This is a genomic window from Providencia sp. wls1922 (assembly GCF_009706505.1).
GTDB classification, from domain to species: Bacteria; Pseudomonadota; Gammaproteobacteria; order Enterobacterales; family Enterobacteriaceae; genus Providencia; species Providencia lanzhouensis.
In genome coordinates this window covers 1-22,409 of record NZ_WLUG01000111.1, presented here as the reverse complement: position 1 = coordinate 22,409, position 22,409 = coordinate 1, and the positions used below count along the sequence as shown (strand labels likewise).

The following is a 22,409-nucleotide window of genomic DNA, read 5'->3' as shown; positions in this document are numbered from 1 at the left end:
AATAATTTGGCTCTCCATACCAACGATGGAGAGCCAATAACGAGATGTTTTTAATGATTGTATTTGAAAGCTAACTTATTCTATTAACTTACTATTTTTTAATTTCACAGCCGTTTGATACCAGTGCTTATTATAATTCTGTGCCGCCTTGGGTAAAAGTGAATAGGTTTTAATCACTTCATCAATTAATGGCATCGCTTCAATCACACGTTTTTGTTCAAATAAAAACTCAGCGTAAGCAACCTTGTATTCAATATGATCACGATGACTTAATAAGGCACGAAACTCATTATCAGCGTCTGTAACCAAACCTAAGCGCACTAAAGAACGAGCATATAAAAAATGTCCTGCATTCGAGTTGAACGTTGGATTTTTTTCACACAATAGGTCTAACGTCTCTTTACAACGCGCGTATTCCCCCACTTCATACAGTGCATCCGCATATTTCAACATAATATCCGGTGAATACTGATTAATTCCTTGCAATGATTCCTGATAGTATTTAATCGCATTTTGATAGTCACCTTTATCGGTATATGCGTCTGCTAGTGTTACACAACTATTCGTGGTCGGATTTAATTCATACTCTTTTAAAGCTTGATTGATGCTTTTATTAGGTGCTAATTGTTTTTTAATTGCTCTTTCTAACTTATATCCATGGCGGGAATAACGCATAGCCGGCATCCAAATGACCAGCGCATAAACAACCGAGCCCAAAATTGGGAAAACAAATAAAATGAATAACCAATAAGAGTTTTGATTACTCTTTATTGAATGGACAGCGAAATAAATCGCAGGAATAAAATAGATTAATAATCCCAGAATGTGCATAACAACCTCAGTTAATATCAATTCGATGGTTTTGTATATGGCCGTACTCATACTTCCTTGTACAGCGGCTTACTTAGTCGTGACTAAATTAACATCATGATGACAGGCATCACTCTGAAGGCAAACAGGAAAAAACCTGAAAAGATAAATTAAAAACAAAAAAATAGCTGGCACATTTGCCAGCTATCCTTTAGTAAAAATTTATAAATCAATAAATTAGGCTGTTAATGCTAATTTTGCACCGAACATTAAAAAGACGGCACCAATACAGCTATTTGAAAATTTAGATAATTTTTTATTGTGTTTTACCATGTTGGTCACTGCAACAGCACCAAATATCAGCATTGATAGATAAAACATGCTGCATGCTTCTAATATCACGCCGAGCACGAAGAATGGTACCCCTGCACTTGGGTACGCTGGGTCAATAAATTGAATAAAGAATGAAACATAAAAAATGATCATTTTTGGATTTAGTAAACTTAGAAAGACGGCTTTCTTATAAGTGCCTTTTGTTTCTAATATGATCCCATCGACATCTGTTGCAGATTCTTTTTTATGTAATACTGCATACAACGTTTTAATACCTAAGTAAAATAAGTAGGTAGCACCCGCATACTTGATCACGCTAAAAAATATAGGAGACGTTTTGACTAAAGACGCGACACCTAAGAATGATAAAAAAATGAGCAATGCATCACCAGTAAATACACCAAGTGCTGCTTTGTAACCATTTTTTACACCATATTTTGCGCTGCTCGTTAAAACAAATAGAGAATTAGGGCCTGGTACCAATGTAATAAAAATTACACCGATAAGATAAGTCCATAAGTTTGTAATACCGAAGTTTTCAAGCATAATAAACCCGCTAACTCAATAAAAGTTATAACAATTAATTCACATTCTTGCTTAATGGGTACTATGATACACATTTTTTATTTTTAATAAAAGATATCACCAGCGATATGTTAATATACAGAATATAAACCTAGTCATTTAATTATAATCTAGTCATTGATATAGACATTGACAGTTAAAATTGAAATTAAACCCCAATCAAAATCACTTAATCAGCATCAAGCCAAAAAAAATTTTTAATCAATACAAAACTTCATAAACTAATAAAAAGTTAGTTTTTAATACCATTTAAAGTCTGTAGGTAGAGATAGTGATTTGTTCCACATTTCACGATATAACAATGGATACCTACAGCGTATCGAATAATAATTTTTACTCTAAATACCTGTAGTTAAATCAATATTGTCTTTGTTTAGACTTTTATTCAATGAATGACATTTCAACATACAGGTGCACATCGATGTCGTCTCAACAACCAAAGCCATGGCAACGCGCAATGATGGATGGAGCTGTCCATACATTACCCTTAAATCTTGCAGTTATTCCGTGGGGAGTTCTTGCAGGTTCCATGGCCATTGAAACAGGGCTTTCTTTTTGGCAAAGCATCGCAATGTCTGCAATGGTTTTTGCAGGCGCAGCTCAGTTAGTCACCCTAGGTTTACTCAACTCTGGGGCAGGCTATATTACAATTGTGATTTCTGTCTTCTTTATTACATCACAACATCTTTTATATGGGCTAACCATGCGCCCTCACGTAAAGAATTTTACGACACCACAACGTTTAAGCATTGGCTTTCTATTAACTGATGAGCTATTCGCCATTAGTGCAGCCAAGCGTCAAGCCCTCAGTTTTTCCTATTTATTTGGTGCCGGATTTAGTTTTTATCTTGTGTGGTTAGTCACCAGCCTATGCGGCATTGTGATGGCAAATTTGGTGGGTGATTTAAGTAAATTACATTTAGATTTCTCAGTCGTCGCGACACTATTGGCCATTGTAGTTCCACTCACTAAAAAAATAAGTACCGCCTGTGGTGTTTTATTTTCATTAATTACAGCAATTACCTTATCAATGCATTCGTTCAGTAGTGCAATTGTGATTGCCGGTGTTGGTGGAATGTTTGTTTCTGTTGGTGTCTCTCGTTTATTAAGGGAAGAAAAATGATCTGGATTTTAATTATCAGTTTAACGGCTGTTGTTTTCTCTCTCCGTTATATTTTTCTGATCCCTCAATTACCCATACGGTTACCATTAATTGTACGCCAAGCGCTCAGTTATTCTGCCCCCTGTTTGCTTACCGCAATTTGTGCTCCTGTAATCTTATTAGAAAACCATGAATTGCGTAGTTTTCCTGATAATCCTTATCTTTGGGGAGCGCTATTTTGCGTTGTGGCTGCATCCTTACTGAAAAATATGTTAGTAACCGTCGGATTAACTTTAGTCTTTTTCTATGGACTGATTTACTTTATGGGCTAACCAATAATTTATAAAGCATCGGTAGCCGCCTTTGCTTTATAATAACGTTTCATGGCTAATATAAGCCTGTTTTTTAATCGATCCGTTGGATAATTAACCCCATGCTAAATAATTACGTTTTACGAAGTGTTCGTTATATGTTGGATTTGAGCGATGCTCAGATGGTTGAAATCGTAAAACTTGCAGACTTTTCAGTCACAAAAGAAGAAATGAGCCTCTGGCTAAAGAAAGATACCGATCCAGACTACGTTGAATGTAGCGACCTTGTGCTCGGTCACTTTCTTAACGGATTGATTTACCATCGCCGTGGTAAAGATGAAAGTCGTCCAGCGCCTGAAGTTGAAGATAGAATCAATAACAATATTATTTTCAAGAAATTACGTGTTGCCTTTGAACTGAAAGATGTTGATTTACTGGAAATCTACCAATCTGTTGATTTCCGAGTTTCAAAACCAGAATTAAGTGCTATTTTCCGTAATCCAGAACATAAAAATTATCGTGAATGTGGCGACCAACTATTACGTTACCTATTAAAAGGCTTAACACTACGCCTACGCGGAAATAAATAACTCGGATCACCATAATGTTTATTGGCATTATGGCAATAGGCTGATAGTAATATCGGCCTAGATATTTTTCAGCAAATAACTCAAAAAGGTATCAACTTTCGGCGAAAGTGAACGTTTTGAGGCATAAACAGCACGTAGCTCAATCGGCGCTGGATACATATCATCAAAACTAACTTCCACCAATGTTCCCGTTTGAATTGCGCTTTGGCACCCCTCTTTTGATAAAATAGCAAATCCCAACCCATTAAGTGCCGCCGCACTGGCAAGAATACCGCTATTAACACGGTACTGACTGTTTATACTGACTTTTTTTAACTGACCATCATGTGTGCTAAAAATCCATGGCTGCCCCTGCAACGCACTGAAACTCGTGATACAGGGCATCATGCTGAGTTCATCCACGGTGCTGGGTATCCCTTGTTTTTCAATTAATTTAGGAGCAGCAACGACAACACTTTCCCATGACTTAACCAATTTTGAGTGATAACTACTATCAATCAATGCTCCACGATGAAAAGTCAGTAATAAATCCACGTCATCACCAATAACATCCAGAGGGGCTAGCTGCGTGTCACAGTGGATGGCAAGGTCAGGATGAGTAAGCGCAAATTGAGCCAGTAAATCTGCAAATAATACACTGCCAAATTCACTTGGAATAGTTAACCGAAAAGTGCCACTTAATATTTTTGAGGTGCTAATTTGTTGCAAGGTTTCATCTAATTCTAAATACAATTTTTGGCTTTTATTTAATAATAAAGTACCTTGTTCAGTTAAACGCATTTGCCGTGTAGTCCGTTCAATCAATCGGCAATTAAGTTGAGTTTCAAGCTGCTTAATTTGCCGACTCACATTTGATGTTGGCATTGAGAGATGTTTTGCTGCATTAGCAAAACTTCCCTGAGTGGCCACTGCAACAAATACCTTTAGTAAATTAAGATCAACAGACATAATACAACCTAATTTTAGTGTTCATTAATGCCCCACTAATAACATTAGCAATAGCCAATTTCCATTATTTTTTGGTAGCGTAGATCCAATAACGTATCCTTATCTAATGCACTAAGTTGGTTTAAATCGTAGATAAGTTGCTGCTTCAGATATTGTGCAGCCAATGCGTAATTTCGATGCGCTCCGCCTAACGGTTCAGGAATAATTGTGTCGATAATTCCCAGCGCTTTTAGTCTAGGCGCGGTCATTCCCATCACCTCAGCCGCAACTTGCGCTTTTTGGGAATTTTTCCATAAAATAGAAGCGCAGCCTTCCGGAGAGATTGCTGCGTATGTACTGTATTCCAACATATTAATTCTGTCCCCCACACCAATCCCGAGCGCGCCTCCGGAACAACCTTCTCCGGTGATCACACAAATAATCGGCGTTGTTAGGCAAGACATTTCCTGAATATTGCGCGCAATTGCTTCAGCTTGCCCACGTTCTTCAGCGCCAACACCAGGATAAGCCCCTGCTGAATCAATGAAGGTAATAACTGGCAGTTTAAATCGCTCCGCCATTTTCATTAATCTAAGCGCTTTTCGATAACCTTCAGGGGATGGCATTCCAAAATTACGTTTTACTTTTTCCTTCGTATCCCGCCCTTTCTGTTGCCCCATTACCATAACTGGGCGACCGTCTAAACGTGCTAATCCACCAACTAAAGCTTTGTCGTCAGCAAATGCTCTATCCCCCGCTAATTCCTGAAACTCAGTAAATATAAGAGAAATATAATCAAGCATGTAAGGACGCATTGGATGACGTGCTAATTGCACTATTTCCCATGCACCTAAAGAAGAGAAAATATTCTCAGTGAGTGATTGGCATTTTTTTTCTAATAATTGGATCTCCTCGTCAAGTTTTAATTCTGATGGATGGCCCTTTTGCTTAAAGGCATTTAATGCTTCAATTTTTTCATGAAGCTCAATAATGGGTTTTTCGAATGCAAGAAAGTGGCTAGACATAGTGACCTTAAAATCGACCAAGTAATTTTAAGAGTCTACTGAGAGGATCAATCCTATTCTATAAATAAGAATAGGATTGATAGTTATCAAAAATGGGATAATTAAGGCTAGATAAGATGTTTACGCAACAATACCGAGATACTGCCGTTCATGAACACTTCTTTATCTTGTATATACCCTAACTTTTCAGCAACACGCAATGACGGTATATTTTGTGGTCCTATAAAGCAGATACTTTCTTGATGTTTCTGCTCCGCGATTAACCAAGATAATGCAGCTTGCATCGCCTCCGTCGCGTAACCTTTACCTTGATATTCAGGCGCAATCACCCATCCCGCTTCTGGAATACCTTTAACGTGGGGTTCAACAATGCGATGAAAATCGGCAAACCCAAGGTCTCCCACATAATTTCCTGTCGCTTTTTCTCTCACCGCCCAATAACCAAACCCGAGTAAAGGCCAAAGTCCGCCATACGCGAGCATACGCATCCATGATTCGCGCTCCGTTGAGGGAACACCGCCAATATGCTGAACCATTGAACGTTGTCCCCATAACTGCGAAAGTGCTGAAAAATCACTAACCTCATGCTTTGCTAAAACTAACCTATCTGTTTCAAGTTTAGGGATCACGAATTTCCCTCCTCTAGATTATCTAAATGGCGGCTCGTCGAATGTTCTTAATTTTCGGGAGTGTAGCTTATCACCTTCTTGTCGTAGCAGATCGATGGCACGGATCCCAATTTGTAGATGCTCCGATATTGCGCCTTCATAAAAACTATTTGCTTGTCCCGGCAGTTTGATTTCCCCGTGAATCGGCTTGTCCGAAACGCAAAGTAATGTGCCATATGGGACACGGAAACGGTAACCTTGTGCGGCAATGGTGGCACTTTCCATATCCACAGCAACGGCTCGACTAAGGCTAAATCTGCGTGCGGTTGCAAAAAATCTTAATTCCCAGTTACGGTCATCGGTTGTAACCACAGTTCCCGTACGTAAACGCTGTTTAACTAGTTCACCAGGCATATTACTTACCTGTTTAGTGGCGTCATAAAGCGCCCGCTGAACTTCAGCAATACTTGGAATAGGAATATCTGGTGGTAATACATCATCTAAAATATGGTCATCACGTAAATAGGCGTGAGCTAGAACATAGTCACCTATTTTTTGGCTTTCACGCAGCCCACCACAGTGACCTATCATTAGCCACGTGTGAGGACGCAATACTGCTAAATGGTCGCAAATGTTTTTCGCGTTTGCTGGACCAACGCCAATATTCACTAATGTAATTCCTCCGCCATCACGTGCAATCAGATGATATGCAGGCATTTGGAATTTTTTCCATGTTAAATCGGATGTAGCAAATTGAGGATCGGCATTTTCAGCGGTTAAATAATTATGCCCTACACAAGATAACGCGATATAGCGGCTTTCTGGATCACGAATTTGCTCACAGGCCCAATTCACAAACTCATCAACATAGCGGTTATAGTTGGTAAACAAAATATAAGGCTGAACATGCTCAGGTGGAGTTCCCGTATAATGTTTTAGTCGCGCTAAAGAGAAATCTACGCGGAGTGCATCAAAGTGGGATAATGGCATATCATCCGTCACATGATATAAACCATCTGTAATATCATCACTGATATGAGAGAGATCTGTAATAGGAAAATGAGCGGCTAAACTGCTACTCATACTTCTATCAAGAATTAAATCTGAACCATCAATCACAAATGGATATGGAATTTCAGTCTTAGACGGACGAACTGCAAAAGATACGTCATAATCTTGTTGAAAAATGGTCAATTGCTCAACGAGGTAAGCTCGAAACAAGTCAGGTTGGGTCACAGTAATACTGTAATCTCCCCGTTTCACAAAACGGGCATAAGCTCGCGTTTTTTCACAATGATCAACCTTTCCTTCCCAAGTTACACACAACTCAGGGTAGGCAAACAACCCATTTTCTCGTGCGTTAACATCCGGTAATGTCCCTTTATCAACATAGGTTGCAATGGCATTTCTCAAGGCTTCAATGGCATTTGAATAGAGTAATGAGAGTGTTTCGATTGTCTCTTCTATAGAAAGATTTTCATATTTTCGGCATTGTTCCAAAGACACGCTTAACTCCTTATCAAATGACGTAAAATTTACGCCTTCAGTGTATGTTATTCATCGAACACTCACAAGAAATTGCATTTAATCCTTGAAAATTTAATAAGTTAAAATTTTCGTTTATCCTATTTGTTATTTAGCTATTTTTACCTATCACCAATTTCAAGATTAATTAAAATTAGAAAAAAAAGTATTTAAATCAACTTTAAGATAGTGCTTATAGATTATTTTAAACCTTAAATGAATTATTAACCTTCAGAAAAAACATCCTCTACGATATTTGTAATATTATTTAATAAAGGAATAGACCCGAAATTAAGAATATTATTAAATTTCATCAAATAGTGAATAAATGTTTATACAATGTATATTTAAAAGTAATACTATGTCGCTGTAGCTTATGGTTTCAATGTTTATGAACGCTGGTATAAATACTTAAAAGGTATTAAGGAAATCCAATGAAAAAAACACTTTTAGTTTCTTCTATCGCTGCATTATCAATTTTGGCTGCTTCTTCATCTGCATTTGCAGCGAAAACACAGACTTATAACTGTGATGGACAAAAAATTAAAGTTTCTTTCCCTAATCAAGATACAGCAGTGATGCTTTACAGCGATGAACTGATTTTACTGAAAAGCAAAGAAGCCGCGAGTGGCGCTCGCTATGTTGGTGAAAACTTCCAACTATGGAGCAGCAAAGCAGGGTTAAACTTAGCCACTATTTCTGAAGATGATGCTGTTAATAACCGTATTTCTGACGATAAAGGTCGTGATTGTAAACTGGTTAAATAATTGCATATCTAACTACACGTAATCGTAAAAAGCAGCATAGCAATAATTATGATGCTGCTTTTTTATATAAAAATAATCTTATTGGGTAATTAATGTTAAAACTAGCGGTAATGTAATAACGGCAAAAATAGTTTGGAAAGTAATGATCCCCGCCATTAATTGACTATCTCCATTAAGTTGCTTAGTTAAAATATAGGATGTTGGTGCAGTAGGTATGGAGAAAAAGATAACTAAAAGCACACTTTCTAATGTAGGTAATTCAAATAAATAAGCCGTAAATGAGGCTAGAATAGGCATAGCAAGCAAGCGAAACAATGTTGAAACCATAATAGGCTTAAACTCTTTTCTGAGCGTTGCTGTTTGTAATGCCCCACCAATGCAAATTAGCCCCAAAGGTAAGCTGGCTGCTGCCAATAATTTTAAAAATTGATCAGACCCAAATGGTAAACCTATCGGTAATAAATTTAATAATATTCCTACGACACAAGAAATAATCAATGGGTTTTTCACAATAGGCATGGCTAACTGCTTTAATGAAACTTTTTTTCCTGCACTTAACGACAGTACCGCAATAACATTACAGCTGGGAACTAAAATCGCCATAATCACCGCTGAAATCGCAATCCCTTCTGATCCAAAAAGATCCGCAACAATCGCCAATCCTAAATAAGTATTAAAACGAATGATTCCTTGAATGTGAGCTCCAAATCGTGGGATTGGTATTCTAAATAAATATTTATTTATCACGACAAGCAGTGAACTTACAGCAAGGATGAAAAAAATGGCGCAGGCAAGATAGGGTAATTTGGGATTATTGAGTGGCGCACTCGCCAAACTGTTTATTAATAATGCAGGAAATAAAATAAAGTAATTGAGTTTTTCTGCGCTAGGCCAAAAATCGGCAGAAAATAGTGCTGTTCTACGTAAAACAAAACCCATTGCGATGAGAGCAAACAACGGCCACAACACGAGTAAGATCTTTTCCATGATTAAGAAATTCTTTTTTTTCAAACCATTATGAATTGATAAATGTGACTATATCGTTAAAATCAATGAGACGTTAGTTAAAAAAAGCGATACATATAGATACCTTTCCAGAGTGTGAGCTTTATTCAAAAATACAGTGCAGCTTTTTCCGATAGCCAACACATTTATTTATCGTTACTCTCATTAAATCTAATTATTATTTTTCAAGTTAGTCCTATGGATATAAAAAACCTTTGTAAGCTCTACCGAACTGGTAAGAAATTTAAGTATGTCTTTTTCTGGGGGCATCAATCCAAACAACAGCAAATTACAAAAAGCTGTTTTAGCCAATGGTATCCCGCCCCTTTTATCGTTGATGGTAACCGTTTCGCCAGTGCTGAACATTTTATGATGGCAGAAAAAGCGCGTTTATTTGGTGATAGTGAAATTCTGCAAAAAATTATCCATGCTCCGAATCCTGGAGCAGCCAAAGCCTTTGGACGAGAAGTTCGTGGCTTTAAACAAGATATTTGGGATGCAAACCGATTTGATATTGTTGTAAAAGCTAATTTAGCCAAGTTTTCTCAAAATGACGCGCTAAAGCAGTTCTTATTGGCAACCAATGAGCGTGTCCTTGTGGAAGCGAGCCCTGTCGATAAAATATGGGGAATTGGTTTAGCGGAAGATACGGAGAATATTGAAAATCCGCTTACGTGGAAAGGCTTAAATTTATTGGGCTTTGCATTAATGGAAGTACGGACACAATTAGCCAATTAAGATTTTTAGCACAAATATCCCGCTGTTATCAAACAGCGGGTCTTCATTTTATTGAATACTCATTTATAGTGGCATTCTATATTCAATAACACCCGGTTTTTCTGCTACCCAATTGTATAACTTTTGTCCACGTAAATTGGTTTCCTGGGTATGCCAATATAAACGTCCACACTGTTTCTGCTGCGCTTGTTGCTGAACAAACTCAATTAATTGCTTCCCTACATGGCGGCCACGAACTTCAGGGGTCACATAAAGATCTTCTAAATAACAAAAATCATTTTCTGCCCAAGTGGAACGGTGGTAAAGATAGTTCACAAAACCAACTACTTTGCTCCCTTCTAATGCGACAGCACAGTGCATTGGTTCTTTTTCGTCGAAGAAACGAGCCCATGCTTTTAATGTAATTTCTTCGCTTAAATCCACTTGATAAAATTTTTGATATTCCAACCAATAAACTAACCATTCTGGGTAGTGCTCAGGGGAAACAAACTCAATAGATACCGGTAGTTCTGCATTATTCATAATAACCCTTCCATTTGTAGACATATAACTGAATGAGGTTATAGTACAGAGCTATCTGGTACTGTATAAGATACACTTTTGTTATTTATTTAGGATCCACTTATGAGACGAAAGCAGCAAGCTCAGTTCCCACTGTTATTAATTGAACAGGGTCGAATTAATGAAGGAGTTTACCATACGATCCGTAATGCAATATTGGATGGACGAATTGCTGCTGGCCTAAAATTACCTTCGACTCGGGCTCTAGCTGAGATGATGTCAATTTCTCGTAACTCGGTAATTGCAGGGTTTGAACGCTTAATCGATGAAGGCTATTTATATTCAAAGCAAGGCTCTGGAACCTATGTTTCTGCACAAATTCCTGATGAGCTAGTTCGTCCAATCAGCACCAAACAGGCGGCTTCCCAACAAAAGAATCCTGCACTTTATCTGAACTCCATATTGAATAACCTTCAGCCACTTTGGGAACAATCACGTCCAAATACCAATAAGCGCTCAATATTTAATATTGGCGTTGGTTGTGTTGATCAGTTTCCCCATGACCTTTGGGGGCGGTTATTAGGAAGAGTTTGGCGAAAATCCAAGCATGATATCACGCACTATAATCATCCTGATGGCTATATACCACTCAAAAAATTATTAGCTGATTATGTGCGTTCAACCCGAGGTGTTCATTGCAATGACAAGCAAATTATTATCGTCAACGGAACTCAGCAGGCAATAAATTTAGTAGCTAAAGTCTTATTAAAACAAAGCGATACTGTTTGGCTCGATGACCCTGGTTATGATAGTGCTCGTGCAATTTTAACCGCCGCTGGCGCCAATATTTCACCAATCCCTTCCGATAATGAAGGAATGAATATTGAATACGCGGCTGCACATCATGGTGATGCCAAACTGATTTACACCACACCATCACATCAATTTCCACTTGGAACAACTTTAAGTTTACCCCGCCGTCTTGCACTATTAGATTGGGCGCAACAGAACAATGCTTGGATATTTGAGGACGATTACAACAGCGAATTTCGCTTTCTATCCAAACCGATTCAAGCCTTACAAGGGCTTGATAATCATCAACGTGTTATATATGCCGGTACATTTTCTAAAATGATGTATCCCGGTTTTCGCCTTGGATTTTTAATTGTGCCAGAAAGTCTGAGTGAAGCTTTTACGATGATGAAATATTACAGTGACAGTCATTGTAGTTATTTAGAACAAGCCGCTTTAGCGCAGTTTATTCAAGAAGGTCATTACGCGAGACATATTCGTAAGATCCGCAAAATTTGTTATGAACGCCAAACTGCTTTTTGCCAATCCATCAATCAATATCTCCCGCATATTTTTGATGCCCAAATGAATGATTCAGGAATTCATACCGTCTGTTGGGTAAGAAAAGGCTATAACTTAGAGATTATCCTAGAACAGTGTCGTAACCTTGGTTTTGGTGCACAACCATTATCTCGTTATTGTATTAACAGCCAAAATAATGATGCCATTCTATTTGGATATGCCGCCCACACTGAACAAAAAGTCATCCAGAATATTCAGTTATTAAGTGAGGCATTGTTGAAAATATACCCAAGTTAAACAGAAATGATATTCGCCGCAATTCCGATTGCCGCTAGTATTGGACGGCTTATAAGATGACCTCAATGTAACTTTTCACTCTATTGAGGTGTCTATGACAAAAATAAGCTACCCATATGAACTGGAAATCGGTGACATTGTTTTCACCAGTATCGGCACTGAAGTTTTTCGCCAAATAGCTTCTGCATCAAAGTGTTGGAGTAACCATGTGGGCATGATCATCGGTCATGATGGTGACGATTATTTAGTGGCTGAAAGCCGCATTCCTTTATCGACTACCACCACATTATCCCGTTTTATTGCCCGCTCATCTGAGCATCGTTACAGTGTGCGCCGCTTATCCACACATTTAACCGAGGCACAAAAACAAGCGTTAGTGACACAAGTTTTTCCACGATTAAATAAGTTTTACCATACAGGATTTAAATACGATTCATCACGCCAGTTTTGTTCCAAATTTGTATTCGACATTTACCAATCTGCCCTATCTATTCGTATTGGTGAAATCGAAACTTTCCAAGAATTATTAACAAAAAATCCGAATGCCAAATTAAAATTCTGGAAGCTGTGGTTTATTGGTTCCATTCCTTGGGAGCGCACGACCGTCACCCCTGCTAGCTTATGGCATCATCCAGAGCTTTCTTTGGTGTACCGTAGTCACGAAGATATTCATTAATCCCTGCATTTAACAACTGATTGATTGACTCTGACTACACAGATAAAGAGCCCTGAACCACAGGGCTTTAGCTAGCAACTCAACGTTTTTAGGAGTAACTTCAGCACTATCTTCACGCTATTTTTTGACTCTATTTCCTCATCAAAATACCCTCCTACCCCATACACCGATTTTTATGCCCGTTCGTTTGTTCAAAACGCAATTAATGGATGAGCACGTTCAGTAAAAGGATTGAGGAGAAACGCAATGGCGAATCAATTCCGAGAAAAACAAGTCCCTTTAATGTTATTTGTTTCTTACAGCGATAATTCATTTAAACAACATCATCCAAGAGCATCTCATGGGGAAAATAATATGGATTCAAAGTTAAATAGCTTAGAAAAAGAGATCGATAAAATGAAAAATGATCTGCATGAAGTCAAAACCAATATCGCCATAATTAAATCCAACTATTCCACCAAAGAAGCTTTAGCCGCCAGCGCCAATAAAATCATTTTATGGTTTGTGGGTAGTGTGATATTGACTCAATTACTACCAGTGGTGGCTAGAGTTGTGGATGTGTGGGTAAAGTGATTAGCAATTATATTAATGAAATTGCCTTACTTATCTTGATTATTAGAACCACAAAAAAAAGGCACTCGCCCCCGAGTGCCTTTTGGCTACAACCCGCTAAACTATGAGCTATTCAGCGGTTCTGGTACTTGTGCGGATAAGGTAGTCAAATGCGCTCAATGCAGCGTTATAAAAGTGAATTAGGTGATTGATATAAAAGGACTTAGTCAACAGTCAATGTCCACATATTGACCACACTTGAGAAGCCTCTTTTGACAAGAGGCTTTTTATTTTACTTATTTTTCAATGGGTGGGAGAAGTTTTTTAGCCTGTTCAATCAAGTCTTCGATAATAGCCAAAGGAATATTTGGTTCATAGCAAGTTAATGTGAATTGGTGAGTAACATCCGAGTAAAAAACTTCAGCCAGTTGTAACACTGGGTCAGTATTTGCCATAGTTAGTTCAAGATACATACCGTCTCTAACTATGTCGCTGCCTCTTGATAATTCGTATTCAGTATCATCATTAAACATAATTATTTTTCTTTATAAATTAAAATATAACCATCTGTAATTACTCTGGATAACCTTTTTGCTATGATATCCATATAACACATAACATATTATGGGGTACAAGTTTTGATTGATTTTTTATCTAGTAATACTTGGCAAGGAGTCGGGGTTATAACCTCAATCATCCTAGCATTTATAGGGATTTTTCTATCTCAAAATACTCGACATAGAATATTTAGATCGAAGAATACTAAATTTCAAAACAAATCAAATCTTCCTAAAGAGTTATTGGATGGGCAAACTACAACACTTTATGGAAAAGTTCGAGAAGAACTTTTTCCTGGCCCTCCAAATTATGAGTCAATAGATAATGGTGATGTACCTCAATTCTACTGGATACTATATACCAATGAACCAATAAGCTTAGTTGGTAGATGCATAGAAACTAACGAACTACGTGACAATGGTAAGTCCTGCGCCTTTCAATTATGCCTTACTGCTGAAATTTATAATAACCGCTTAGATTTACTCGGAAAGTATGTAAAGGTTGATGGGGAAATTTTCTTTGGTCATACTGGCCACCATAAAACTAAAGCGCTTTTGGATGTTAACTCTATTCAAATTTTAAAATAGTTCGCTGATTACAGTCTTATGAAGTCTGTATAGCAAGTTAATATCTAAACTGATTTATATTTTCCATAAATTGAAAAGATGAGTAATATGAATACATTCTACTACTCATCCATCAAAACATCTCCATCTGCTTTTCTCCTCGATGTGATCTAGGTAACTCATCCATCGGGATCTCAAAGCCTTCAGGTAACTCTTGTGGAATAGTTTTTGTTAGATAAATCTCCACTGAGGTTATTGTCGTAAAAGAGCAGCCACACAGCATGTTTTGACATTGGTGATAGCTTCTACGGGTTTCACTACTCATGGATTTACTGGTTTTGGTATAGGTCACAGCGCCACACAGGGGACAATTGAACGCCATTTTTTAACCTTGGGTTTGGAGTATGCCTTAAGTTAGGTTAATCTATTTATGGCAAAAATCAATTAAAGGGACTTATCATGAAACAAAAACAATCTATATGGACTATAATACCTATAGTCATCTCATTAACTTCTCTATACCTATTTATTTCTCCTTTTTTATTATTCAGATACCTAAGCCAATTAGATGCACAGCGATTCTTTTCATTTCTCATAAGTGAAATTTATTTATATCCATATTTATTAGTAATATCAACAGGATGGTTGTTTTTGATTTTTTTACTTTATATAGTTCCTTTTTTGTTTTTTAAATTAATTCAAACCTCACTAAATAGCAAAAAAAACATCAATCCATTTAGGTTATCTAAATTATCATATGGGATAGTAATTTTTCTAAACCCAATTTTATTTATATCACTATTAAGCTTAATAAATAATGCGGCTTCCTACATTCAGCTCCTAGGAATCGTTCTGTTACTTTCATTTAACTTCATAATACTAAGCATACCTTCAGCACCCCCACTAAAATTCATTAAACTCAGAGATGAAACATTTAAAAAGTTGAAATTAAAATCAATCATCTCCATTTTAATTACACTTACACTTTCTTCTTTATATTATTTTCACTATAACTCCATTCATGGGTTCATACCTGTTCCAGCATTTATTTTTATTTCTATTACAATAGTTGAAATAACCTTCAACATTAATAAGATACAATCCCTATTCACTAAAAAAACGAATTCTGACTTAAAAATAAAACAAGCAAAAAGAATAGATAAAACAGCCTTTCTTTTAATGATATCAATTTCCATTTTGCTTCTATCTTTTATTACTTCAAAATCCATAATTAAAAACTTAGATGATGACCTGAAATTTAAAGATACTCTAATTCCATTTTCACTTTTACTTTTTTTTATATACATATTGCCAAATATAATTTCATTGAAAAAAATGAAAACAAAGTCAATTAAATCAATTGCATTTGCTACATATTTTTTATTTTTTTTCTTGATCACAAATATTGTTGATGTTATTGCTTACCGTTCTTTTAATACAATGCAATTTATTAACACAACTAAAATAGAAATTTCAGCGAGTAAGTGGGCTAGCCCTAAAACACCTATCCCTATTAAACAGGATAAGATACAAATGATTGCTTTCAATGCATTTCAATTATACGAAAAATCGATTTTCTGTGAATATGAAAACATAGATTTATTAATTAATAAAATCGAATTAAATTTCTTTGAATCTAAAAAAATTCACTCTAAATGTATATTTGTCAACAATGACGATGTGAACCTAGTTGAAAAGGATAAGTTTATAAAAATAACACCAACCTCTGAGGAACCCACCCTTCATCAATACCAACATCTTTGACCCTTATTTCTAACTCTAGACTTGTGATAAAGCCGTGCTCATTGATTTGATGAACAACACGGCTAATCACCCATTGGTGACTATCAATAGTCGGTTTAAAACCGGTTACCGTGACGGGCATTTCAGGGTAAAGATCAGCACGTCCCTCAGCCAAGGTGATATTAAATTCTGCTACGCCCCTTTGTAATTTTGACCACTTGGCCGCGGCGGCACGTTTAGCGGATTGCTCGTTTTTAAAGGTTTGTCGCATCACAAAAACATTTCCCTCGGCGCCCTCGATGTAATCGCCCTCTTTCTTGCTCGACTTCTCTTTTTTTGGCTTTTGCTTGCGTTTAAGATTGGTTTTCTTTTGTTTGCCATAGTTCAAATCTAGCCAATAAGCTTGTACACCGGTGTACGCTTGCCGGTCAGCCAATCGGAAATAATGCCTATCCCCACTTTCCCGCATGAGGGTGATCACCGATAACGGCTTGCCGCTTTGCGTGACACCCTGATTAGGCACGATAAATAACAAACTGCCGTTTTTAATGGTGGCTATCGCACCGAGCATTTCAGCCATACGCGTTAAAAAGCTAATATCGCTCTCATTGGTTTGATCAGCGTGATCAATTTCAATGTGCATCAATTGTTTGCTAACGGCGGGTTTAAGGTTATAGCGCCCCGCTATCGCGCTCACCACATCAGGCACTTTGATATCGTGCCAACTGTATTCCCGTTTAACGTTAAAATCTTGCCGAAAGTCCGCGCTACGGGCGGTTACCGTGATTTGATCGGGAGGGCCTGAGTGACTAATTTCATCAACGGTATACATGCCTTTATGTATCAAGGCTTCACCTTGCCAGCCCAGGGAAACTGAAATCTCAACCCCACGCGCCGGTAACGCAATTTTACCGTCGGTATCATCGATAGTGAGTTCTAAAGTATCGGCTTCAAAACCGCGATTATCCGTTAATGTTAATGACATAAGCCGGTCATTGACGCTCAGGAGCTGCACGCCACCGACCGTTAAATCAAAGGCAGGAACTTTGACCAAATTCCCCTCTTTCCAATCCGTAAAAGACATATTCACCACCTAGCCAATTCAATACGCCTAGATTGTCGTCGCGCGCGTAAGTGAGCAATCATCCGTGGTTCTCTTGTGCCTGTGAGAACCCTAAGTGCATGATTTGTTACTAAACATCCCTGAGAATAAAGATAAATAGACATCAGGAGATAATAACGATGACCGTATATCATCACGGTGTTGAAGTCCATGAAACCACCGACCTCAGCACCCTTATTCGAGATATTGACACTTCTGTGATTGGGATTGTCTGCACCGCAGAAGATGCCGACCCCGAGGCGTTCCCACTCGATACCCCCGTGTTAGTCACACGCATTAAAACGGTACTCAGCAAAGCGGGTAAAACCGGTACGCTTTACACCACATTGAAAGCCATTGATGACCAGTGCAGCCCAAAAATAGTGGTTGTGCGTGTCGCTGAGGCGAAAGAAGGCAGCGAAAAGACCCAAGACCAATTAGTGATTGGCGGTACAGGTAATGATGGTCGCTATACTGGCCTTTATGCATTGCTAACCGCTGAAGCGAATGTCGATGAGCGCCCGCGTATTTTGGCTGTGCCAAAACTCGATACCAAACCCGTTGCCATGCAGCTTGCAATTTTTGCCGAGCAAATTAAAGCTTTTGCCTATATCAGCGCCAATGGCTGTAAAACTATCGCCGAAGCTAAAAAATACCGCGAGGATTTCAATCAGCGCGAAGTGATGATCATCTATCCTGACTTTATCGCCTACAACAAGGAAAGTGGCCAAAACGAAGTTATCCCCGCCACCGCTTACGCCATTGGTTTACGTGCCAAGATTGATGCGGAGCAAGGTTGGCATAAGTCGATTTCTAACGTGCCGGTTAATGGTGTTCTGGGTATTAGCGCGGATATTTACTGGACGTTACAAGGTAAAGACACCGACGCCAACGATTTAAACAGTCACCAAATTACCACGCTAATTAAACGTGATGGCTTTCGTATTTGGGGTAATCGCAGCGGCGACAAAGAAATCTATACCTTTGAAGTATTTACCCGTACCGCACAAATTTTGGCTGAAATGATCGCCGAGGCGCATTTTAGTTATATCGACAAAACTCTCACCCCCTCATTGGTGAAAGATATTGTTGATGGGATCAACAGCAAAGGCGCGCAACTCGTCACGCAAGGCCGTTTATTAGGGTTCCAATGTTGGTATGACCCATCAGATAACCCGAAAGAAAATTTACGCGATGGTAAGTCACACATACGCTACAAGTACACTCCCGTACCGCCACTGGAAAATCTGTCTTTAACGCAGGAATTCACTGACGAGTATTTCGCTGTTTTTGACCAACTCGGCTAAGGAATTTGAATTATGGGTATGCCTAAAAAACTCTTTTTGTTTGATCTGTTTATTGATGGTCAAACCTACCTTGGACAAGTAGAAGAAGTCACCCCGCCAAAGTTATCACTGAAAACGGAAGATTATCAGGGTGCCGGTATGGTGGGTTCTGTTGCGGTAATGATGGGCTTGGATTCAGGCGCGTTAGATATGGAAGCCACTATGGGCGGCTTGCTGGCTGAATTATTGGAAAGCTGGGGCGCCACGATTGATGGTAAGCAATTTCGTTTTGCGGGCTCTTACTACAATGATTCAACTGGCGAATCCATCCCGTGTGAAATTCAAACCCGCGGGCGCTTTACTGAACTTGATTTTGGTAGTGCAAAAGCCGGCGATAACACGCAACACAAATACACCATCAAAAACACCTACTGCAAAATCACCATCAATAACAAAGAAACGTTTGAGGTGGATTTGTTAAACATGGTGTGGAAAGTCAACGGCAAAGACATGCTAGAAAAACATCGCGCCAATATTGGCCACTAATTTTTAATAGGAATATTTACTATGGCTGAAGTTATTCAACTAGATACATCGTTCAAATTAGAATCAGGTCAGGAAGTGACTGAAATCACGATCACAGACACCATGAAACAGGTTGGTGCGCTACGTGGTTTAAAACTGTATGACGTGATGACTTCCGATGTGGACTCACTGATTAAGTTGCTGCCGCGTGTTACCTCACCACGCTTAAGTGAGCGTGATGTTTTACAACTCCCTATTCCCTCATTTAATGCACTCGCCACCGGTATTGCCAATTTTTTAGTACCGAGCTCCCCGCCAGAAATGACAGACAACGCGGACGAGTAATTGAGTGCCCGAATATTGAAACGGACGAGTTAATCGCTGATATCGCCACCGTTTTCCACTGGGCGCCGTCTGAATATGACGCCATGACGGTTGGCGAAATCCTGTTATGGCATAAACGCGCAGCCGCCAGAACAGGAAATGAATCATGAGTGACCGCAATTTAAATATCAAAGTGTCGTTAAGTGCTGCGAATAAGTTGTCATCCCCTGTCAATGCTGCACAACGCAGCGCGGCAGGGTTAGCAACTCAAATCAAAGCCACTCACGCATCAATCCGTAATTTACAAGGCCAATCGAAAACATTCGAACGGCTTTCTAATTCTGTTAATAAAAACTCACAAGCCTACGAAACGGCCAAAAATAAGGTTAAGGCGTTACGTGACCAATACCCACCACTGACACAGCAAACCGAAGAACAAAAGAAAGCCTTAGCCGCTGCACGGTTAGAGCGTGACAGCTACGGCCGCACACTCGACAAAGAGAAACAAAAGCTTAATAACGTGACAGCGTCACTCTATCGCCATGGAGTATCAGCACGACAAAGCAGTGATGCGACGGCACAAGTCACCCGACGCACCGAAATTTATAACCGCCAACTGGATGAACAACGCCGCCGGCTTAACGCGGTCACACGGGCGCAAAGCCAATATGCCAAATCAAAAGAACTACGTAATAAATTAGCCACTGGCGGTGCGATTGCTACCGCAAGCGGTGCGGGTGCGCTGTATGCCGGTGCGCGGATCACTGCCCCTGGTCGAGACTTTGATGAGGGTATGTCAACGGTTCAAGCCCTCACCCGATTAGATAAGAATTCTCCTCAGCTGGCCATGTTACGCCAACAAGCCCGAGAACTGGGCTCCAGTACAGCGTATACCTCCACTGACGTTGCCGCTGGTCAAAAGTTTTTGGCGATGGCTGGTTTTACACCGGATGCAATTAAGGCAGCATTGGGTGGCGTACTAAATATGGGGTTAGCCGGTGATATGGATCTTGGTGAAGCCTCCGATATTGGTTCAAACGTCCTGACTCAATTTCAATTGAAAGCTGGTGAAATGAACCGCGTTTCTGACGTGCTCACCGCTACGTTTACCCGCAGTAATACCGATTTACGCCAACTCGGTGAAACCATGACCTATGCAGGCCCTATTGCAGCACAACTTGGCGTTAGTCTTGAAAGCATGGCAGCAATGGCAGGAACCATGGCAGATAACGGTATTCGTGGCAGTATGGCTGGTACATCGCTCCGCGCCGGCTTATCGCGTATGGTTGCCCCAGTCGGCAAAGGGCAAGCAGCCCTAGATAAACTGGGTGTAAGTGTTAAAGATGCCAGCGGAAAACTCCGCGATGCCGATGATATTTTAAAAGACGTTGGCAAAAGTATGCGTAAATTTGACCAAGCCAGCCAAATTCGCATGAAAAAAGATATTTTCGGCGAAGAAGCGATGGTCGGTATGGGCGCCGTCATTGATGCTGTAATGAATGGCCGCTATGACGCACTGAAAACCGCCAATATGGGTGCCGAGGGTGAAGCCGATAAAAACGCTAAAGTTAAGATTGATAATTTAAAAGGTGACCTGAAACAGTTGCAATCCGCATGGGAAGATCTCGGTATTGAGATCCAAGAAAATATCGACTCCCCCTTGCGCCGTGTCACTCAATCACTGACAGGCTTTATTGGTCAAGTTGGCCAATGGATGAAAGCACACCCGAAAATGACGCAAGCCCTTGCTGTCGGAGGGATTGCCATCGCAACATTAGTCACTGCACTCGGTGCATTGGCTCTTACAGCCGCGGCGGTTATTGTACCATTTGCTGCGATGCGATTAAGTGTGTTTATGCTCACCGGTGGCCGGGGCCTCGGTGGACTTATTCCTAAATTAGGTTCGTTTTCGTTTGGCTTAAAAAGTTTAATTCCCTCTATTGGAAAAACAGGTCGCAGCGTGCGTGATTGGTTGCCTATCTTTGGCAATGCTAAAGCGGCAGTTAGCCAGCTTTCATCTGGCGTGATGACACTTGGTCGAACCGGATTTACGAGTATTTTAGCCGGCGCGACCTCTACCGGTGGCGCCCTTTCTTTGTTATTCACCAATCCATTAGGGGCATTAACGGCTCTTGGCTCTGGAATTCAAGGACTTGCCACTGTTGGGTTTGGTAGCTTAATGACCGCCGGTAGTAACGCGATTGGTGTTATTGGGGGCGGTTTTTCCTTGTTATTGAGTCCTGTTGGGTTATTTGTCGCAGCCATCGTGGCGGCTGGCGTGCTGATTTATAAATATTGGGAACCAATTAAAGCCTTTTTTAGTAGGTTTTGGGATGGTTTCACGTCAGCTCTTTCCCCGATAGGGGAGGCATTCAGCGCCACCTTTGCCCCATTCGTACCACTATTTGATGGCATTTCAAATGCCGTCAGCAAGGTATGGAATTGGTTTAAAGAATTATTGTCTCCCGTCCAGCTATCCGCGGAAGAATTAAAATCCTGTACTGAAGCAGGACAGGTATTTGGTGACGTGGTTGGTAAATCCATCAGCGCCCTATTCTGGCCAATACAGCAAGTCGCCAAAGGTCTTGGCTGGATACTTGAAAAACTCGGTGTTATCCCCTCTGCTGCCGAAGCTGCCGC

At 39.6% G+C, this 22,409-nt stretch carries 26 protein-coding genes; 15 read left to right on the top strand and 11 right to left on the bottom strand.

Annotation, left to right across the window (positions count from 1 at the left end):
* Nucleotides 1-75: 75 nt before the first annotated feature.
* Both GKR71_RS16850 and leuE read right to left on the bottom strand, forming a co-directional pair.
* A complete protein-coding gene (locus tag GKR71_RS16850; RefSeq protein ID WP_195848986.1) occupies nt 76-831 on the bottom strand; it encodes a tetratricopeptide repeat protein in 756 nt (251 codons plus the stop codon).
* A gap of 216 nt (nt 832-1,047) precedes the next feature.
* On the bottom strand, nt 1,048-1,689 hold the full coding sequence (gene leuE / locus GKR71_RS16845) for a leucine efflux protein LeuE (protein ID WP_036948086.1): 642 nt from the start codon (nt 1,687-1,689) through the stop codon (nt 1,048-1,050).
* A 460-nt stretch (nt 1,690-2,149) separates the two neighbouring features.
* Here leuE and GKR71_RS16840 point away from each other — a divergent pair, with 460 nt between their 5' ends.
* From GKR71_RS16840 to GKR71_RS16830, 3 genes are all read left to right on the top strand, one after another.
* A complete protein-coding gene (locus tag GKR71_RS16840) occupies nt 2,150-2,851 on the top strand; it encodes an AzlC family ABC transporter permease (RefSeq protein WP_036948088.1) in 702 nt (233 codons plus the stop codon).
* On the top strand, nt 2,848-3,162 hold the full coding sequence (locus GKR71_RS16835) for an AzlD domain-containing protein (RefSeq protein ID WP_036948090.1): 315 nt from the start codon (nt 2,848-2,850) through the stop codon (nt 3,160-3,162). Before GKR71_RS16840 ends, GKR71_RS16835 begins: the two co-directional genes overlap by 4 nt.
* Before the next feature lie 101 nt (nt 3,163-3,263).
* Complete coding sequence (locus GKR71_RS16830) at nt 3,264-3,731, top strand: DUF1456 family protein (protein WP_036948092.1); 468 nt, start codon at nt 3,264-3,266, stop codon at nt 3,729-3,731.
* A gap of 57 nt (nt 3,732-3,788) precedes the next feature.
* Here GKR71_RS16830 and GKR71_RS16825 read toward each other — a convergent pair whose 3' ends face one another.
* The 4 genes from GKR71_RS16825 to GKR71_RS16810 form a co-directional block, all read right to left on the bottom strand.
* Complete coding sequence (locus GKR71_RS16825) at nt 3,789-4,679, bottom strand: LysR family transcriptional regulator (RefSeq protein ID WP_154634615.1); 891 nt, start codon at nt 4,677-4,679, stop codon at nt 3,789-3,791.
* Nucleotides 4,680-4,723: 44 nt separating this feature from the next.
* Nucleotides 4,724-5,683, bottom strand: a complete 960-nt coding sequence (gene accA, locus GKR71_RS16820) for an acetyl-CoA carboxylase carboxyl transferase subunit alpha (protein ID WP_154634614.1) — start codon at nt 5,681-5,683, stop codon at nt 4,724-4,726.
* Nucleotides 5,684-5,790: 107 nt separating this feature from the next.
* Nucleotides 5,791-6,312 (bottom strand): GNAT family N-acetyltransferase, encoded by a 522-nt coding sequence (locus tag GKR71_RS16815; protein WP_230085110.1) that lies wholly within the window; start codon nt 6,310-6,312, stop codon nt 5,791-5,793.
* An 18-nt stretch (nt 6,313-6,330) separates the two neighbouring features.
* Nucleotides 6,331-7,791: an AMP nucleosidase gene (locus tag GKR71_RS16810; RefSeq protein WP_154599346.1), complete on the bottom strand. Its 1,461-nt coding sequence runs from the start codon at nt 7,789-7,791 to the stop codon at nt 6,331-6,333.
* 458 nt (nt 7,792-8,249) lie between these two features.
* On the opposite strand from GKR71_RS16810, the gene GKR71_RS16805 reads away from it, so the two are divergent.
* On the top strand, nt 8,250-8,582 hold the full coding sequence (locus GKR71_RS16805; protein ID WP_132495912.1) for an MliC family protein: 333 nt from the start codon (nt 8,250-8,252) through the stop codon (nt 8,580-8,582).
* Nucleotides 8,583-8,660: 78 nt separating this feature from the next.
* On the opposite strand, the gene GKR71_RS16800 is transcribed toward GKR71_RS16805, so the two are convergent.
* Nucleotides 8,661-9,569 carry an AEC family transporter gene (locus GKR71_RS16800; RefSeq protein ID WP_036948104.1) on the bottom strand — a complete coding sequence of 303 codons (909 nt, stop codon included), beginning with the start codon at nt 9,567-9,569 and terminating at the stop codon, nt 8,661-8,663.
* A 216-nt stretch (nt 9,570-9,785) separates the two neighbouring features.
* Here GKR71_RS16800 and GKR71_RS16795 point away from each other — a divergent pair, with 216 nt between their 5' ends.
* Nucleotides 9,786-10,325, top strand: coding sequence for an NADAR family protein (locus GKR71_RS16795; protein WP_036948323.1), 540 nt, complete (start codon nt 9,786-9,788; stop codon nt 10,323-10,325).
* A 63-nt stretch (nt 10,326-10,388) separates the two neighbouring features.
* On the opposite strand, the gene GKR71_RS16790 is transcribed toward GKR71_RS16795, so the two are convergent.
* Nucleotides 10,389-10,847, bottom strand: a complete 459-nt coding sequence (locus GKR71_RS16790; protein WP_036948107.1) for a GNAT family N-acetyltransferase — start codon at nt 10,845-10,847, stop codon at nt 10,389-10,391.
* 102 nt (nt 10,848-10,949) lie between these two features.
* On the opposite strand from GKR71_RS16790, the gene pdxR reads away from it, so the two are divergent.
* The 3 genes from pdxR (at nt 10,950) to GKR71_RS20445 (ending at nt 13,686) form a co-directional block, all read left to right on the top strand.
* Nucleotides 10,950-12,437 (top strand): MocR-like pyridoxine biosynthesis transcription factor PdxR, encoded by a 1,488-nt coding sequence (gene pdxR / locus GKR71_RS16785; protein WP_154634613.1) that lies wholly within the window; start codon nt 10,950-10,952, stop codon nt 12,435-12,437.
* 94 nt (nt 12,438-12,531) lie between these two features.
* Nucleotides 12,532-13,113: a YebB family permuted papain-like enzyme gene (locus tag GKR71_RS16780; protein ID WP_036948113.1), complete on the top strand. Its 582-nt coding sequence runs from the start codon at nt 12,532-12,534 to the stop codon at nt 13,111-13,113.
* Between the two features lie 246 nt (nt 13,114-13,359).
* On the top strand, nt 13,360-13,686 hold the full coding sequence (locus GKR71_RS20445) for a hypothetical protein (RefSeq protein WP_154634612.1): 327 nt from the start codon (nt 13,360-13,362) through the stop codon (nt 13,684-13,686).
* A gap of 275 nt (nt 13,687-13,961) precedes the next feature.
* Here GKR71_RS20445 and GKR71_RS16770 read toward each other — a convergent pair whose 3' ends face one another.
* A complete protein-coding gene (locus GKR71_RS16770; RefSeq protein WP_154634611.1) occupies nt 13,962-14,198 on the bottom strand; it encodes a hypothetical protein in 237 nt (78 codons plus the stop codon).
* 105 nt (nt 14,199-14,303) lie between these two features.
* Here GKR71_RS16770 and GKR71_RS16765 point away from each other — a divergent pair, with 105 nt between their 5' ends.
* Complete coding sequence (locus GKR71_RS16765) at nt 14,304-14,810, top strand: DUF4431 domain-containing protein (protein ID WP_154634610.1); 507 nt, start codon at nt 14,304-14,306, stop codon at nt 14,808-14,810.
* 112 nt (nt 14,811-14,922) lie between these two features.
* Here GKR71_RS16765 and GKR71_RS16760 read toward each other — a convergent pair whose 3' ends face one another.
* On the bottom strand, nt 14,923-15,171 hold the full coding sequence (locus tag GKR71_RS16760) for an ogr/Delta-like zinc finger family protein (RefSeq protein WP_154634609.1): 249 nt from the start codon (nt 15,169-15,171) through the stop codon (nt 14,923-14,925).
* 77 nt (nt 15,172-15,248) lie between these two features.
* Between GKR71_RS16760 and GKR71_RS16755 the strand changes: the two genes are divergently transcribed.
* Complete coding sequence (locus GKR71_RS16755) at nt 15,249-16,553, top strand: hypothetical protein (protein ID WP_154634608.1); 1,305 nt, start codon at nt 15,249-15,251, stop codon at nt 16,551-16,553.
* Here GKR71_RS16755 and GKR71_RS16750 read toward each other — a convergent pair.
* Nucleotides 16,495-17,616 carry a phage late control D family protein gene (locus GKR71_RS16750; protein ID WP_154634607.1) on the bottom strand — a complete coding sequence of 374 codons (1,122 nt, stop codon included), beginning with the start codon at nt 17,614-17,616 and terminating at the stop codon, nt 16,495-16,497. The genes GKR71_RS16755 and GKR71_RS16750 overlap by 59 nt on opposite strands.
* A gap of 158 nt (nt 17,617-17,774) precedes the next feature.
* Here GKR71_RS16750 and GKR71_RS16745 point away from each other — a divergent pair, with 158 nt between their 5' ends.
* The 5 genes from GKR71_RS16745 to GKR71_RS16725 form a co-directional block, all read left to right on the top strand.
* A complete protein-coding gene (locus tag GKR71_RS16745; protein WP_154634415.1) occupies nt 17,775-18,941 on the top strand; it encodes a phage tail sheath subtilisin-like domain-containing protein in 1,167 nt (388 codons plus the stop codon).
* 12 nt (nt 18,942-18,953) lie between these two features.
* Nucleotides 18,954-19,466: a phage major tail tube protein gene (locus tag GKR71_RS16740; RefSeq protein WP_154634414.1), complete on the top strand. Its 513-nt coding sequence runs from the start codon at nt 18,954-18,956 to the stop codon at nt 19,464-19,466.
* Between the two features lie 21 nt (nt 19,467-19,487).
* Nucleotides 19,488-19,790, top strand: coding sequence for a phage tail assembly protein (locus tag GKR71_RS16735; RefSeq protein ID WP_154634413.1), 303 nt, complete (start codon nt 19,488-19,490; stop codon nt 19,788-19,790).
* The gene (locus GKR71_RS20145) at nt 19,790-19,939 is read left to right on the top strand and encodes a GpE family phage tail protein (RefSeq protein ID WP_319867245.1); all 150 of its coding nucleotides are present in this window, start codon (nt 19,790-19,792) and stop codon (nt 19,937-19,939) included. The genes GKR71_RS16735 and GKR71_RS20145 overlap by 1 nt, the downstream gene beginning before the upstream one ends.
* Nucleotides 19,936-22,409 (top strand): phage tail tape measure protein (locus tag GKR71_RS16725; RefSeq protein WP_195848985.1); only part of this gene is annotated, 2,474 nt, incomplete at its 3' end. The genes GKR71_RS20145 and GKR71_RS16725, both read left to right, overlap by 4 nt.

What these genes read in the sequence shown, in the direction of transcription:
- GKR71_RS16740 (WP_154634414.1), top strand. Translation starts at nt 18,954, where the DNA reads ATGGGTATGCCTAAAAAACTCTTTTTGTTTGATCTGTTTATTGATGGT.
- GKR71_RS16735 (WP_154634413.1), top strand. Translation starts at nt 19,488, where the DNA reads ATGGCTGAAGTTATTCAACTAGATACATCGTTCAAATTAGAATCAGGT.
- GKR71_RS16825 (WP_154634615.1), bottom strand. Translation starts at nt 4,679, where the DNA reads ATGTCTGTTGATCTTAATTTACTAAAGGTATTTGTTGCAGTGGCCACT.
- leuE (WP_036948086.1), bottom strand. Translation starts at nt 1,689, where the DNA reads ATGCTTGAAAACTTCGGTATTACAAACTTATGGACTTATCTTATCGGT.
- GKR71_RS16755 (WP_154634608.1), top strand. Translation starts at nt 15,249, where the DNA reads ATGAAACAAAAACAATCTATATGGACTATAATACCTATAGTCATCTCA.
- GKR71_RS16790 (WP_036948107.1), bottom strand. Translation starts at nt 10,847, where the DNA reads ATGAATAATGCAGAACTACCGGTATCTATTGAGTTTGTTTCCCCTGAG.
- GKR71_RS16805 (WP_132495912.1), top strand. Translation starts at nt 8,250, where the DNA reads ATGAAAAAAACACTTTTAGTTTCTTCTATCGCTGCATTATCAATTTTG.
- GKR71_RS16770 (WP_154634611.1), bottom strand. Translation starts at nt 14,198, where the DNA reads ATGTTTAATGATGATACTGAATACGAATTATCAAGAGGCAGCGACATA.
- GKR71_RS16830 (WP_036948092.1), top strand. Translation starts at nt 3,264, where the DNA reads ATGCTAAATAATTACGTTTTACGAAGTGTTCGTTATATGTTGGATTTG.
- accA (WP_154634614.1), bottom strand. Translation starts at nt 5,683, where the DNA reads ATGTCTAGCCACTTTCTTGCATTCGAAAAACCCATTATTGAGCTTCAT.
- GKR71_RS16795 (WP_036948323.1), top strand. Translation starts at nt 9,786, where the DNA reads ATGGATATAAAAAACCTTTGTAAGCTCTACCGAACTGGTAAGAAATTT.
- GKR71_RS16760 (WP_154634609.1), bottom strand. Translation starts at nt 15,171, where the DNA reads ATGGCGTTCAATTGTCCCCTGTGTGGCGCTGTGACCTATACCAAAACC.
- GKR71_RS16745 (WP_154634415.1), top strand. Translation starts at nt 17,775, where the DNA reads ATGACCGTATATCATCACGGTGTTGAAGTCCATGAAACCACCGACCTC.
- pdxR (WP_154634613.1), top strand. Translation starts at nt 10,950, where the DNA reads ATGAGACGAAAGCAGCAAGCTCAGTTCCCACTGTTATTAATTGAACAG.
- GKR71_RS16850 (WP_195848986.1), bottom strand. Translation starts at nt 831, where the DNA reads ATGCACATTCTGGGATTATTAATCTATTTTATTCCTGCGATTTATTTC.
- GKR71_RS16750 (WP_154634607.1), bottom strand. Translation starts at nt 17,616, where the DNA reads ATGTCTTTTACGGATTGGAAAGAGGGGAATTTGGTCAAAGTTCCTGCC.
- GKR71_RS16780 (WP_036948113.1), top strand. Translation starts at nt 12,532, where the DNA reads ATGACAAAAATAAGCTACCCATATGAACTGGAAATCGGTGACATTGTT.
- GKR71_RS16835 (WP_036948090.1), top strand. Translation starts at nt 2,848, where the DNA reads ATGATCTGGATTTTAATTATCAGTTTAACGGCTGTTGTTTTCTCTCTC.
- GKR71_RS20445 (WP_154634612.1), top strand. Translation starts at nt 13,360, where the DNA reads ATGGCGAATCAATTCCGAGAAAAACAAGTCCCTTTAATGTTATTTGTT.
- GKR71_RS16800 (WP_036948104.1), bottom strand. Translation starts at nt 9,569, where the DNA reads ATGGAAAAGATCTTACTCGTGTTGTGGCCGTTGTTTGCTCTCATCGCA.
- GKR71_RS16840 (WP_036948088.1), top strand. Translation starts at nt 2,150, where the DNA reads ATGTCGTCTCAACAACCAAAGCCATGGCAACGCGCAATGATGGATGGA.